Annotated in this window: 16 protein-coding genes; 13 read left to right on the top strand and 3 right to left on the bottom strand. The window is 62.0% G+C overall.

The window, feature by feature from the left end:
* The first annotated feature begins 291 nt into the window (after nt 1–291).
* Both HNO52_RS17070 and HNO52_RS17065 read left to right on the top strand, forming a co-directional pair.
* Nucleotides 292–1,161, top strand: a complete 870-nt coding sequence (locus HNO52_RS17070) for a cytochrome c oxidase assembly protein (RefSeq protein WP_197566427.1) — start codon at nt 292–294, stop codon at nt 1,159–1,161.
* An 80-nt stretch (nt 1,162–1,241) separates the two neighbouring features.
* Entirely contained in the window at nt 1,242–1,811 is a 570-nt protein-coding gene (locus tag HNO52_RS17065) for an SCO family protein (protein WP_232090368.1), read from the top strand.
* Here the strand turns inward: HNO52_RS17065 and HNO52_RS17060 are convergent.
* Nucleotides 1,808–2,422: an exopolysaccharide biosynthesis protein gene (locus HNO52_RS17060; protein ID WP_232090367.1), complete on the bottom strand. Its 615-nt coding sequence runs from the start codon at nt 2,420–2,422 to the stop codon at nt 1,808–1,810. The two genes, HNO52_RS17065 and HNO52_RS17060, sit on opposite strands and share 4 nt — an antisense overlap.
* A 104-nt stretch (nt 2,423–2,526) precedes the next feature.
* Nucleotides 2,527–3,303: a DUF1499 domain-containing protein gene (locus tag HNO52_RS17055; RefSeq protein ID WP_197566426.1), complete on the bottom strand. Its 777-nt coding sequence runs from the start codon at nt 3,301–3,303 to the stop codon at nt 2,527–2,529.
* A 144-nt stretch (nt 3,304–3,447) separates the two neighbouring features.
* Here HNO52_RS17055 and HNO52_RS17050 point away from each other — a divergent pair, with 144 nt between their 5' ends.
* From HNO52_RS17050 to HNO52_RS17015, 8 genes are all read left to right on the top strand, one after another.
* A complete protein-coding gene (locus tag HNO52_RS17050; RefSeq protein WP_197566425.1) occupies nt 3,448–3,774 on the top strand; it encodes a thioredoxin family protein in 327 nt (108 codons plus the stop codon).
* Between the two features lie 118 nt (nt 3,775–3,892).
* Complete coding sequence (locus HNO52_RS17045) at nt 3,893–4,381, top strand: DUF3618 domain-containing protein (RefSeq protein ID WP_197566424.1); 489 nt, start codon at nt 3,893–3,895, stop codon at nt 4,379–4,381.
* 102 nt (nt 4,382–4,483) lie between these two features.
* Nucleotides 4,484–5,152: a PRC-barrel domain-containing protein gene (locus HNO52_RS17040; protein WP_197566423.1), complete on the top strand. Its 669-nt coding sequence runs from the start codon at nt 4,484–4,486 to the stop codon at nt 5,150–5,152.
* A 187-nt stretch (nt 5,153–5,339) separates the two neighbouring features.
* Entirely contained in the window at nt 5,340–6,629 is a 1,290-nt protein-coding gene (locus HNO52_RS17035) for a M20/M25/M40 family metallo-hydrolase (RefSeq protein ID WP_197566422.1), read from the top strand.
* A gap of 56 nt (nt 6,630–6,685) precedes the next feature.
* The gene (locus HNO52_RS17030) at nt 6,686–6,844 is read left to right on the top strand and encodes a hypothetical protein (RefSeq protein ID WP_197566421.1); all 159 of its coding nucleotides are present in this window, start codon (nt 6,686–6,688) and stop codon (nt 6,842–6,844) included.
* Between the two features lie 47 nt (nt 6,845–6,891).
* A complete protein-coding gene (locus tag HNO52_RS17025) occupies nt 6,892–7,938 on the top strand; it encodes an SDR family oxidoreductase (RefSeq protein ID WP_269476063.1) in 1,047 nt (348 codons plus the stop codon).
* Between the two features lie 11 nt (nt 7,939–7,949).
* Nucleotides 7,950–8,327: a DUF427 domain-containing protein gene (locus tag HNO52_RS17020; RefSeq protein WP_197566420.1), complete on the top strand. Its 378-nt coding sequence runs from the start codon at nt 7,950–7,952 to the stop codon at nt 8,325–8,327.
* The gene (locus HNO52_RS17015) at nt 8,314–8,655 is read left to right on the top strand and encodes a hypothetical protein (RefSeq protein WP_197566419.1); all 342 of its coding nucleotides are present in this window, start codon (nt 8,314–8,316) and stop codon (nt 8,653–8,655) included. The genes HNO52_RS17020 and HNO52_RS17015 overlap by 14 nt, the downstream gene beginning before the upstream one ends.
* On the opposite strand, the gene HNO52_RS17010 is transcribed toward HNO52_RS17015, so the two are convergent.
* Nucleotides 8,652–8,876 (bottom strand): DUF3820 family protein, encoded by a 225-nt coding sequence (locus tag HNO52_RS17010; RefSeq protein WP_197566418.1) that lies wholly within the window; start codon nt 8,874–8,876, stop codon nt 8,652–8,654. The two genes, HNO52_RS17015 and HNO52_RS17010, sit on opposite strands and share 4 nt — an antisense overlap.
* 173 nt (nt 8,877–9,049) lie before the next feature.
* On the opposite strand from HNO52_RS17010, the gene HNO52_RS17005 reads away from it, so the two are divergent.
* From HNO52_RS17005 to HNO52_RS16995, 3 genes are read left to right on the top strand one after another with little or no spacing between them, the layout of a single operon-like run.
* The gene (locus tag HNO52_RS17005) at nt 9,050–9,838 is read left to right on the top strand and encodes an endonuclease/exonuclease/phosphatase family protein (protein ID WP_232090365.1); all 789 of its coding nucleotides are present in this window, start codon (nt 9,050–9,052) and stop codon (nt 9,836–9,838) included.
* Nucleotides 9,835–11,034: a cardiolipin synthase ClsB gene (gene clsB, locus HNO52_RS17000; protein ID WP_197566417.1), complete on the top strand. Its 1,200-nt coding sequence runs from the start codon at nt 9,835–9,837 to the stop codon at nt 11,032–11,034. The genes HNO52_RS17005 and clsB overlap by 4 nt, the downstream gene beginning before the upstream one ends.
* Before the next feature lie 17 nt (nt 11,035–11,051).
* Entirely contained in the window at nt 11,052–12,032 is a 981-nt protein-coding gene (locus tag HNO52_RS16995) for a lysylphosphatidylglycerol synthase domain-containing protein (protein ID WP_197566416.1), read from the top strand.
* The last annotated feature ends 137 nt before the right edge of the window (nt 12,033–12,169 follow it).

Below are 12,169 nucleotides of genomic sequence, written 5' to 3'. Positions count from 1 at the left end.
ATTCGGCCCGGCTTCCCGGACGAGCACGCCACACCAGACCCCATTCTGGGTCTGAGTCGGCTCGTTGACCATGTTTCGGCTTCAACCTAGTACAGGTGGAGGCTTCCTGCTCGTCGTTGCCAAGGATAGTCACGGTTTTTTACGTTTCTTTATGCAGTCGCTACCTTGCGTCGGGCCAAGGTCATTCGTTCTACCTTAAAGTCCTCCCTGTGGTTCATGGCTGGCCAAGTTCGCTATGCTTGAGGATCAATTCACCAGGCGGAGACATGCCGCCTCGGTTAAGGAAGAAAAATGCTCGAGCTTGAGCGAGTCGCCGGCTACCTGCTGCCCTGGGAGTTTTCGCCGTCCTGGGTACTTTTCTGCCTGGTGGCGGCGGCGGTGTATCTGCGCGGCATGCAGCGGCAACGACATCAAGGTCAGAGGGTAGGCTACTGGCGCCCGTTCGCCTTCCTGCTGGGCGTCGGCGCGATCTATGCGGTGACCCAGACCCACTATGACTATCTGTCCCAATACATGTTCTTCACCCATCGTGCCCAGCACTTGGTGCTGCACCACGCTGCACCGTTCCTGATCGCCCTGGCTGCGCCGCTGCCGGTGCTGGCGGCCGGCATGCAGAGTCGTCTTCGGCAACTACCGGGGCGAGCCGCGGCGGGACGAGTCATATCCCCTCTATACCGCCTGCTGCAGCATCCCGTCATTGCCCCGTTGCTGTTCGTCGGGTTGATTTACTTCTGGCTCATCCCGGAGGTTCACTTCGATGCCATGCTCAGCCATCGGCTTTACCAGATCATGAACTGGAGCATGCTGCTGGATGGCTTGCTGTTCTGGTGGCTGGTGCTCGATCCGCGAACACCGAAGCAGGGCGGGCTGGGGTACGGCGCGCGAATTCTGGCGCTGCTGGTAGTGATACCGCCACAGATTCTGCTGGGGGCCTATCTCACCTTCAGCGAAAACGTGCTGTTCGACGTCTATGCCGTCTGCGGTCGCGCCTGGCCGATCTCGCCACTGACCGACCAGCAGCTCGGCGGCTTGATCACTTGGATACCCGCATCGATGATGAGCGTGATCGGCGTACTGCTCGTGATTCGCTACATCCTCTCCGAGAAGGGCGACGTGGATGGGGGCAAAACAGCACATGAACGGAGGGTGCCACAGCCATGAGGACCAGGATGAACACAGCCAGCCCGATGAGACGACGTCACTCGCGCTTCTCGGCAGGTCTCCTGTCGAAAGCAACGCTCGTGGGGGGATGGTTCGCGCTCGGTGCACTGCTGAGCGGTTGTTCCGACCCCGGCTGGCAGACCAAGGATATTTCCGGCCTCATGCCGCCGCTCGAGTTCCAGCTCACGGGCGAGTCGGGAGAGCAGGTCGATGCGCAGACCTTTCGCGGCGATGCGACGCTGCTCTTCTTCGGTTTCACCCACTGTCATGACGTCTGTCCGGCGACGATGGCGCATCTCGACTCGATCATGGGCGAGCTGGACGAAGAGGCACGCGACGACCTGCAGGTGCTTTTCGTCTCAGTGGACCCAGCCCGTGACGATCCCGAGACCCTGCGTGAGTACACCGAGAACTTCGGTCCCGAGTTCGTCGGCCTCACCGGCAGTGAAGACCAGTTGGATGCGCTAACGCGCCGCTACCGTGTGACCTACGGCTATGGCGAGAAGGATAGTGAAGGGTACTACATGGTCTCCCACCCCAGCGCGATCTTCGCCTTCGCTCGCAACGGCGAGGCGCAACTGCTCATCCGCCAGGACGATGAGAGAGAGGATGTGCTGAGCGATCTGCGCAGGCTTCTGGCCCAGGGCTAGAAAAGCCCCTGGTAGACGAAGATCAGCGTGGCCAGCGTCACGGCAAATGCCAACGCCGCCAGCAGACCGTCATGCGCCATGAGTGACAGCGCGAATAGCGTGAGGGCCAGGCCGGCGCCGTTGGCCGTGAACGGCACGACCTCCATCGGCGGCATGGCCAGGGCAATGACGATGCAGGCCAGGGCAACGGCCACGACTCCCGGCCCGTGTGTCAGGAAGGTTAATCGCGGCTTGAGGAATTTATCCAGGAACCGAGCGGGTCGACGGCTCCAACTGACTGCCTTGTCGAGCTTTTTCTTTGAGACGGACCGGTTCAACAGGAACTTGGGAATCCAGAAATGGTGCGCTCGAAACAGAAGTTGTACGGCAACCAGCAAGACCAACAGCGCCATCAGGGTGGGAACGCCGGGGATGTCCCCAACCACAGGAAGCACGGTAATCACGCCGGCTACCAGCAATAGGGGGGCAAAAGACCGGCGGCCGACTTCATTCAATACATTGCCCAAGGTGACTCGGTCGCTGTCTTCGACACGCTTGGCCTGCGTGAATCGATCGAGCATCTGCTCGAGATTGTGCGGCTCTTGTTGCTGGTCCGTTTCTGCCTGGCTCACACTCGCCTCCACGCCTCCCTGCGACGGATCAATATCAACCCGTCAGCGGCTTCAACATAGTTGGCGATGTGAATGTCAGCAAGGCAACGCCTTCAGCACGAGCCTTAGCCGGTGCGCTGTTGCAGCGCTTCGAAATAGTCGCGAATCCGTTGCGCATTGGCGCCCGCATCGCCGCGCCCCAGGCGCGAGGCCGAACGCACGTCGACCCGGATGCCGTCGGGCTCCTGGGTCAGGCGGACCACCACGTCGTCTGTGAAACCGAACCAGGTAGTCGTTGCGGTGGCCTCGATGGTATCCACCTCGTCGATATTGATGTCGGCGATTTTCCAGCCCATGTCCAGTACGGCGGCTTCGGCGGCGGCGCGCACCGTCGCCAGGGGCAGGGGGAAATGACGCGATTGAATGTCGGGGTAGGCCTCGCGCTGACGACGCGCGAACGATTCGCCGGGATAGTCGACGGCGTTGGGAGCGGCCTCGCGAGCGGGGGCCAGGGCCACGAATTCCGGGGGATTCTCCAGGTCGGTGGTGATGTCGTGGATCGGCGGCGCCGATTGGGCACGCTGCCAATACATCCAGGGTATCGCCAACAGCGCCACGGTGGCGGCGGTCGTGAACAACGCCATCCAGACGACGCCCTTGCGACGACACAGCAGCGCCACTAGCAGTGCCAGCAGAGCGACCGCGATGGCGCCCAGCCCCGCCAGGCCGCCTAAACGCAGCATTTTGAAGGCGCCACCCAACGCCAGCAGGTCCAGCCGGTAGGCGGGGCCGGCACCGGCCAGCAGCAACGCTGCCAATACCAGCAACAGTACGCTGAACCCGGCGATGCGTGTCGGCCACCGCCCGCCGCGTTGACGGCGTTGACGATTCAGAGCGGACATGGCTTACCCCGTTAGCATTAGAACGATACCCCCTAGCATATCCATGTAGGCACCGGCCTGCCGCATCTGGAGATGCATTTTGCAACATCTCGCAATGCAGGTGGCTGCTATCGTTTCCTCAAGGCTCACCAAGGAGGAAATAGCATGACCATGCAGGTCGATTACATGGCATCGGCGCCAAGCCTCGAGGAGGTACGTTCCCTGGCGGGAGTTACCGTTCTCGAGTTCGGCACTCCCTGGTGCGGCTACTGCCAGATAGCCCAGCCTGGGCTCGAGCGGGCCTTGGCGCGTCGCCACGACGTGCATCATCTCAAAGTCGAAGACGGACCGGGGCGGCGTCTGGGACGGGCTTTTCGCATCAAGCTGTGGCCCACGCTGGTATTCCTTCAGGACGGCGAAGAGGTGGCTCGGCTAGTGCGCCCTGCTAGCGGTGAAGCCATCGAACAGACTCTTGAAGGTGTAGCAGCATGAGAGCGCTGGCATCGCTGGCATATTGCCAGGGCACGGCGGTGACTTGACGAAGCCCACTACCAGGGCCAGCTTGAAGTCATGGAAGATCACTACAATGGTGAGCCAAGGAGGCGTGAACATGAGCCGTTATCAGCAACCCCGGGTAGACGAACTGGAGACCGATATTCGTCAATCCCGCACCCATCTTAACGACACCCTGCATGAGCTCGAGAGCCGGCTCTCGCCAGCTCAACTCAAGCGTAGCGTCTCGGCCTATATGCCCGCGCGCAACGGAGTAGGACAGGGCTTTTTCGATAGCCTGAGCCGTTCGATCCGCGAGCATCCCATGCCTGTGCTGGTGACCGGGGTCGGGCTGGGCTGGCTGATGGTCTCCCAGCTACGCTCCGGCTCGTCTGGACATTCCCTTGCGGGCAACGCTGGCCTGCCGGTGCCGCGTGGTACGACGATTCCGGCTCGTCAGGAGGCGCCGCAGCGCATGGTAGCCACGCATATGGGCACCCGGCAGGGACGTGGCATCGTATCGCCGCATCGGCCGGATGTTATCGGCGAGGCCACTCATCTCGGTACCGGCCAGGGGTGGCGCGGTTATGTCCATCCCGAGGCATGAGCCAGCATCCCTTCGTTAACGTTTCGCTCCGTTATGTTCCGGCTGCTTGTAATCGGCGCTGCCTAATCTAAACCAATGGCCCACCCAAGGAGGAAAGTGCCAATGAAAAAGACATTACTGGCTATCGCCATCGGCGCTCTCTCCGTCGGGCTCATCAACGGCGCTCTGGCTCAAGACCACGAGGCTGACCTCAGCGACGATGCCCGAGGCTCCCAGGCCGAGGCCGGCGGTGAGGGCGACCAATCTACCGGGGAAACCCAGGGAGCCAATGACGATGCGGAGATTAAGACCGACCCCGGAGAGCAGGCGACTTCAACCGAACCCGATGCGGAGCAGGCCGCCGAGGACGAGCAGGCCGCCGCCGACCAGCAGGCGGGCCGGACCGCTGGGAATGATACTGCGTCTGGCTTCGAGGAGATGGAGCCGGAAGCTGCAACACTCGATTCATCAATCGCTTCCATGCAGGTCAGTGAGGTCGAGGGCAAGACCATCGTTAATGCCGAAGACGAGACACTCGGCAAAGTCGAAAAGGTACTGCGACACAAGGACGCCGGCGACCTGCATGCCGTCGTCTCGGTGGGTGGCTTCTGGATCTTCGGCGCCTCCGATGTTGCCCTGCCGCTGAGCAATATGCAGTTCAAGGGCGAGCAACTGGTACTGCAGGACATCATCGGTAAGGATGAGCTCGATGATCTGGCCACCGATTACGATGAGGGCCGCTACAGCGAGGTGGACGGCGACATGACCCTGACGGAAGCGATGGAGCGCTAGGCTTTCCCGTTTGGATAGACAACGCCGCTGGCGATCGCGAAGGCAAGGCCACCAGGCCTTGCCTTTATCATGGGTTCGAAAAGACGGCAGTACCGCCTTTTGTCGCGACCGGCGCTGCCGGGCCATGCCGCACGACATCTGGCAAACTACGCTGAACGTATCCTGAACCGTCGAGAAAGGAAGCCATATGAGCGAGACGCAAAAGCCTTGGGCCGAGCCCATGCCGCAAACGCAGTTCACCCTGATGCAACGCATCCTGGATGCGCCCAGCCCCGTGGGGCTGGAGGGGGCAATGACATACAGTGTGCTCAAGCCCCATTTCGAGAGCTTCGCTCCCGAGGGTTGGCACATGCACCAGTACAAGGGGCATGCCGGCGTGGTGTGGGATACCCACCCGGGCCGCGACGACCTGTTCAAAGTGATGCTCATCGGTCACGCCGACAAGATCCGCATGCAGGTGCGCAGCATTGGCGACGACGGCAAGATCTGGATCAACACCGATGCCTTCCTGCCCAACGTACTGGTCGGTCACGAGGTCAAGCTGTTCAGCGAGGACCCGGAGCGGCCGGGCCGCTACCGCATCATCCAGGGCGGTACCGTGGAGGCACTGGGTGCCATTCACTTCTCTGACGCGGCCCAGCGCGAAGGCAGCAAAGGCATCAAGAAGGAGCAGATCTACCTCGACCTGCAGATCCACGGCGAGAACAAGAAGCAGCAGGTGCTCAACCTCGGTGTGCGACCCGGCGACTCGATCCTCTTCGACCGCCCCATCCGCCACGGCTTCAGCCCCGACACCTTCTACGGCGCCTACCTGGACAACGGCCTGGGCTGTTTCGTCACCGCCGAAGTGGCACGGCTGATCGCCGAGGCCGGTGGTACCGAGAAGGTGCGAATACTGTTTGCCATCGCCAGCTACGAGGAGATCGGCCGCTTCGGCAGCCGCGTGCTGGCCGGTGAGCTCGAACCCGACGTAGTGATCGGCGTAGACGTGAATCATGACTACGTGGCCGCCCCCGGCATCGGCGAGCGGCGCATGCAGCCGCTGGAGATGGGCAAGGGCTTCACCATGTCGGTGGGCGCGATTGCCAGCGAGCAGCTCAACCGTATCGTCGAAGCCAGCGCCAGAGAACACGGTATCCCCATGCAGCGCGACATCGTCGGCGCCGATACCGGTACTGATGGGATGGCCGGCGTGCTGGCCGCCATCGATTGCGCCGCTACCTCCATCGGTTTCCCCATTCGCAACATGCACACCATCTCCGAGACCGGCAACACTCAGGACGTGCTGGCCGCTATCCATGTGCTCAAATACACTCTCCAAGCGCTGGACACCTTGCCGGACCCGCATCGGGCGTTCCTCGACAACCATCCGCGGCTCGATCAGGCTGAACGCCTGACACACCAGGGGTCGGCCAAACCCGAAGAGGGTCTCGACGGCAAGGGCCAAGAAGAGGGTCAGCAGCGACACCCTTCCTGAGTGAAGACGGCCATTCCATGTCGGGTGGATACTGCTTCACGATCCAGGAGTAGGCGATGGTTGGGACAGCATCGCTCGACATGGACCCATGGACGGTCGGTCATGCTATCGCCCTGACGGGATTCTACGCCTCGGCACTGCTGGCGGTGGGAGGCGTGCTGTTTCGCAACATTCGGTTACCGCACGCAGATTGTATTCCTGTCGGCTCGGGCTAGGGTCTTAGTGAGAAATCGTCGCAACTGCACGACAGGGAGGTGCCGCAATGCCATCCGATCAAGCTTTCGACCCCACACGCCGGCACATCGTCGGTGGCCTGGCCTCGGGAGTGGCCGCCGCGGCAATGGCCGGGCCGGCACTTGGCCAGCAGTCGTTGCCGTCTACTTCACGAGCCGAAGGGCAGGGCGCCGCAGCCGGGGGCGGTTCCTTGCTGCAGAAGCAGGACCCCACCGAGCAGTATCCCAGCCCGCCATTTCCCGAGCAGCCGCAGGAGTGGCCGGGGTTGGCCAGCGAGATGGAGCCGCGCCCGGACCATGGCGAAGAGAGCTACCGCGGCAGCGGCCGGTTGACGGGGCGCAAGGCGCTGATCACCGGCGGCGATTCCGGCATCGGCCGGGCCGCCGCGATCGCCTATGCTCGAGAAGGAGCCGACGTGGCGATCAACTATCTGGAAGCGGAGGAGTCGGACGCCCGCGAAGTGATCGAACTGGTCGAGGCGGAAGGACGCACGGCCGTGGCCATTCCCGGCGACATCCGCGAGGAGTCCTTCTGTCGCGAGCTGGTCGAATCTGCGGTGGAGCAGCTCGGCGGACTCGACATTCTGGTCAACAATGCCGCCCGACAGCAGTGGAAGCCCTCGATCAGTGACATTACCACCGAGGACTTCGACGCCACCCTGAAAACGAACCTCTATGCCATGCTATGGATCACCCAGGCGGCCATGCCGCATCTCGAAGCGGGAGCCTCGATCATCAACACCGCTTCGGTGGTAGCCTACGATCCACCCGAAATATTGCTCGATTACTCGATGACCAAGGCGGCGATCGTCAACTTCACCCAATGCCTGGCCAAGCAGGTCGCCGGCCAGGGCATCCGAGTAAACGCCGTTGCCCCCGGTCCGTTCTGGACCCCTCTGCAGCCGAGCGGCGGCCAGCCCCAGGAGAACGTGACCAGCTTCGGTAAGGAAACGCCAATGGGCCGCCCCGGCCAACCGGTGGAACTCTCCGGCGTCTATGTGCTGCTCGCCTCGCAGGAGTCCAGCTACGCCACCGGCCAAGTCTATGGCGCCACGGGCGGCAGCGGCGGCCCGTAACGAGGTGACACATGACAACGTCTTCACACGATTCGAATCACGACCCGAAGGGACGTATTTCCCTGCACTCGCACGACCGGCGAGTGCAGGTGCGGGTCGGCGATGTGCTCCTCGCCGACACCCGCAATGCCCTTGAGCTGCGCGAAACCGGCTATCCGCCCCGGCTGTACCTGCCGTGGGAGGACGTGGACATGGCGCGTCTCCAGCGTACCGATACCGTCACGCACTGCCCGTTCAAGGGCGACGCCAACTATTTCTCGGTCGTCCTCGACGGTGAAAGCCTGCGCGATGTCGCCTGGAGCTACGAAACGCCATTCGAAGCCATGTCGGCGATAGCCGGGAAGCTTGCCTTCGATACGCAGAAGGTCGATCAGCATGTGCGGGATTAACGCACGCCAGGCCCGCCATCTGCTCGAAGCCGCCCCTACGGCCTCGCTGCCGATGACCTACCAGCAGCTCGCCGAAGCGCTGGGATTCACGCCGCCGCGTACCATCCAGCGTGTCGCCCAGGCGCTCGAAGCACTGATGCGCGAAGATGGCGAGCTGGGACGCCCTTTCATCGCTGCACTGGTAGTAAGCAGGCAAGGCAACCTCCCGGCGCCAGGCTTCTTCGAGCTGGCCGTGGCATTGGGCCGCTTCCCTGTCGACCCCTCCCGGCATGCCGAGGCGTATCGCGTGGAGTTACAGCGTGCGCTGGCCGCTCGAGATGGGCGCTAGTCACGCTGTTCGTCTCGGCGCAGCGGATCGAGCAGCGGGCCAAGGCCATTGTGATCGATCTCGTGCATCAGATGCAGCAACTGGCCGATCTCGCCGGGTGGGAAGCCCTCCCGGGCGAACCAGTTGAGGTAGGGCCCTGGGAGGTCGGCGATCAACCGGCCTTCGTACTTGCCGAACGGCATCCTGCGGATGACCAGCTTTTCCAAGTCTTCGGGCTTCACTCGCTCACTCCTTCGTCGGGCGACGGCTCGTATCCCACCAGCAATTTCGGACAGGGGCAAGTCGGAGTGAAGAGAGCCATCGGATTTGCGTCTGTCTCGGCTTCTACTGCTAAGCTTTCTTCGAGCGAATGGCCGGAAGCGCCATGTCAATCAGCGGGAAAAGGATGTCAGTAGTGAGCGTGACGGACAGGACGCCGCAACGGGAGATTCAGCAGGCAGCGCCGGTAAAGTCGCTGCAGGTAATGACGATCAACGTGCACAAAGGCTTCAACGTGTTCAATCGTCGTCATATCCTGCCGGAGCTGCGCGATGCCGTGACCACCCTATCGGCCGATATGGTGTTCCTGCAGGAAGTACACGGCGAACACAAGAAACACTCCCTTCGCTACCATGACTGGCCGGGCGTGCCGCAGTATGAGTATCTGGCCGATACCATGTGGCCCGACTTCGCCTATGGGCGCAACGCCGTTTACCCCGACGGCGACCATGGCAATGCCCTGCTGTCCCGCTACCCGATTCTTCATTACGAAAACAGGGATGTCACTATCCACGGCACGGAAAGGCGTGGGCTCCTTCACTGCCAGTTGGCGGTTCCCGGTCAGCCCACGGTGCACGCGGTCTGCGTCCATCTTGGGCTGCGCCAGAAACATCGCCTGCTGCAGCTGAGATTGTTATGTCAACTACTGGACTCGATACCCGATGATAAGACGGTCATCGTCGCGGGAGATTTCAACGACTGGCAATTGAAAGCTGACGCGGTGCTGACCGAGTGCGGGCTGCGCGAGGCGTTCGTGGACTGCAAAGGAGGGCCGGCAAAAACGTTCCCGGCGCGCTGGCCCCTGCTGTGCCTGGACCGGATATACGTCCGCCACGCCTCTTGTCGCAACCCCAGGGCCCTTTATCGCAAGCCGTGGTCGCATCTCTCCGATCATGTTCCACTCATAGCAGAGATAGGCCTGTGAATTTCCAATGGAAGGAAGGCAATCAAGCCAAACTGTTGATCAATGGAAACCAGTACTTCCCCGAGGTGTTCGAGGCGATTCGCTCGGCGCGGTGGGAAATACTGATCGAGACCTTCATCATTTTCGATGACGAGGTCGGCCAAGGGCTGAAAGAAGCCCTGCTCGAAGCCGCAGCCCGAGAGGTGCGCATCGAAGTCACTGTGGACGGCTACGGCACGGCGGACCTGAGCAGCGACTATATCGCCGAGCTGACCGACGCCGGCGTGAACATGCACATCTATGATCCGCGCCCTCGCCGTCTGGGGATGCGCACCAACCTGTTCCGCCGCCTGCATCGCAAGATCGTGGTGGTCGACGGGGAGGTAGCCTACATCAGCGGGATCAATTACGGCTGGGACCACTTGCCCGATAAGTACGTCATGGGCAAGCAGGACTATGGCATGCGCGTGCGTGGGCCGGTCGTCGAGGACGTCCGCCGCGCCGCCACGACACTACTTTTGGAGCATCAGGCGGTCGAGGGGTTGCCGCAGCGCCTCGGCGACACCTCACCCGTCGGGCAGGCCGCCATGCGTCTGGCCGTTCGCGACAACCATCTGCATCGCACCGATATCGAAGATCACTACCTGGAAGCGATTCGAACGGCAAGGTCGCGGCTATTGATCGCCAACGCCTATTTCTTCCCCAGCTATCATCTCTGGAGTGAATTGCGCAACGCCGCCCGGCGGGGTGTGGAGGTGACACTGATACTTCAGGGCCGCCCTGACATGCCTTGGGCGAGGATGTTCTCCAGCTCGTTGTACAGCTACCTGCTCAAAGACGGTATACGTATCTATGAGTACAAGGAGCACCCTCTGCATGGCAAGATCGCCATCGCCGATGACGACTGGGCGACCGTGGGGTCGAGCAACCTCGATCCGCTCAGCCTGTCGCTGAACCTCGAAGCCAACCTGTTCATTCGCGATACGGACCTCAATCGGCAGATCCATGAACACCTTACCGAGCTGATCGAGAACAGCTGCCGCATGATCACGCCCGAAGCCGCGGACAAGGGGCGCTGGTGGCGGGCGCCGCTGATGTTCGTTAGTTTCCATTTCCTGCGCCACTTTCCTCTCAGCGCAGGTTGGAGCCCTGGTCACTCTCCCAGGCTCGAGCCGCTGACCCCGAAAGAGCGGCCGAAGAAGCGGGCCCTGCGTTGAGCCAACGAGGTAACGACATGAAAGCTCCCGCCACCGAAAGGCTCAAGCCATCCCGGACCTGGCGACGCTGGTTGAAGCGAGGCATCACGCTGGCTTTTTTCGTGCTGGTTGCGGTGCTGCTGTTTTCGCTGGCCCGCAATGTCGACTGGCCCAAGGTCATGTCAACCTTGCGGGGCTACAGCCCGCTGATGCTGGTCGCCGGGGTGGGTATTACCGCGGCCAGCTATTCCGCCTTCTGCAGCTACGACCTGCTGGGCAAGAAGTACACCGGTCATGGTCTGTCGGCCGGGCGTGTGCTGCTGGTCGCCTTCGTGTGCTACTCCTTCAATCTCAACCTGGGCGCCTGGGTGGGCGGTCTGGCCATGCGCTACCGGCTCTATACCCGACTGGGCCTCGAGGTAGGCACCGTTACCCGCATTCTCAGTATCAGCCTGATCGCCAACTGGCTGGGCTACATGATTCTCGCGGGTGTCATCTTCTCCTTTCGCCTGCTCGAGCTGCCACAGAACTGGGAAATCGGTGCCACCGGTTTGCAGTTCATTGGCTTCGGGCTGCTGGCGGTCTCCTTCGCTTATCTGGCCGCCTGCCGCTACTCCAAGCGACGCGCATGGCACGTGCGCGGTCATGAGGTCGTTCTTCCGCCGCTCCGGCTGGCGCTGATGCAGGCCGCCCTGGGCGCGACGAACTGGTCGTTGATGGGGGCGCTGATCTACCTGTTGCTGCCGCAAGGACTGTTTTTCCCAAGTATTCTCGGCATTCTTCTGATCAGTTCGATTGCCGGGGTTGTCACCCACATCCCAGCCGGTCTCGGCGTGCTGGAAGCGATATTCCTCGCCCTTCTTCAGCACCACGTTGCCCCGAGCCAGATACTCGCCGCGCTGATCGGCTACCGTGCCCTCTACTTCCTGCTGCCGCTGACGGCAGCCTTCCTGGTCTATCTGGTACTGGAACGGCGCGGTCAAAAGCGCAAGAGAGATGAAGCCAGGCAAGAGGGGTGAGTGAGCCAACCTGCTTCACTTGAGCGGTGCTGCGGCCTGGCAGGCAGGACCGAACGGATCGAAGGCTCGCCGGGTAGAGTCGGTATTGGCTGCACTCTGTTCGCTTCTCGATGAATGGCTTACCCTTGGTTTCCCTG

This window comes from Halomonas sp. MCCC 1A13316 (assembly GCF_014931605.1).
Classification (GTDB): domain Bacteria; phylum Pseudomonadota; class Gammaproteobacteria; order Pseudomonadales; family Halomonadaceae; genus Halomonas.
The sequence above is the reverse complement of the archived record's forward strand: the minus strand, read 5'-3'. Positions and strand labels throughout refer to the sequence as shown.

Excerpts from the sequence above, each read along its gene's own strand:
- HNO52_RS17025 (WP_269476063.1), top strand. The coding sequence starts at position 6,892 with ATGCCATCCGATCAAGCTTTCGACCCCACACGCCGGCACATCGTCGGT.
- HNO52_RS17045 (WP_197566424.1), top strand. The coding sequence starts at position 3,893 with ATGAGCCGTTATCAGCAACCCCGGGTAGACGAACTGGAGACCGATATT.
- HNO52_RS17015 (WP_197566419.1), top strand. The coding sequence starts at position 8,314 with ATGTGCGGGATTAACGCACGCCAGGCCCGCCATCTGCTCGAAGCCGCC.
- HNO52_RS17050 (WP_197566425.1), top strand. The coding sequence starts at position 3,448 with ATGACCATGCAGGTCGATTACATGGCATCGGCGCCAAGCCTCGAGGAG.
- HNO52_RS17040 (WP_197566423.1), top strand. The coding sequence starts at position 4,484 with ATGAAAAAGACATTACTGGCTATCGCCATCGGCGCTCTCTCCGTCGGG.
- HNO52_RS17020 (WP_197566420.1), top strand. The coding sequence starts at position 7,950 with ATGACAACGTCTTCACACGATTCGAATCACGACCCGAAGGGACGTATT.
- HNO52_RS17055 (WP_197566426.1), bottom strand. The coding sequence starts at position 3,303 with ATGTCCGCTCTGAATCGTCAACGCCGTCAACGCGGCGGGCGGTGGCCG.
- HNO52_RS17070 (WP_197566427.1), top strand. The coding sequence starts at position 292 with ATGCTCGAGCTTGAGCGAGTCGCCGGCTACCTGCTGCCCTGGGAGTTT.
- HNO52_RS17035 (WP_197566422.1), top strand. The coding sequence starts at position 5,340 with ATGAGCGAGACGCAAAAGCCTTGGGCCGAGCCCATGCCGCAAACGCAG.
- HNO52_RS16995 (WP_197566416.1), top strand. The coding sequence starts at position 11,052 with ATGAAAGCTCCCGCCACCGAAAGGCTCAAGCCATCCCGGACCTGGCGA.
- HNO52_RS17030 (WP_197566421.1), top strand. The coding sequence starts at position 6,686 with ATGGTTGGGACAGCATCGCTCGACATGGACCCATGGACGGTCGGTCAT.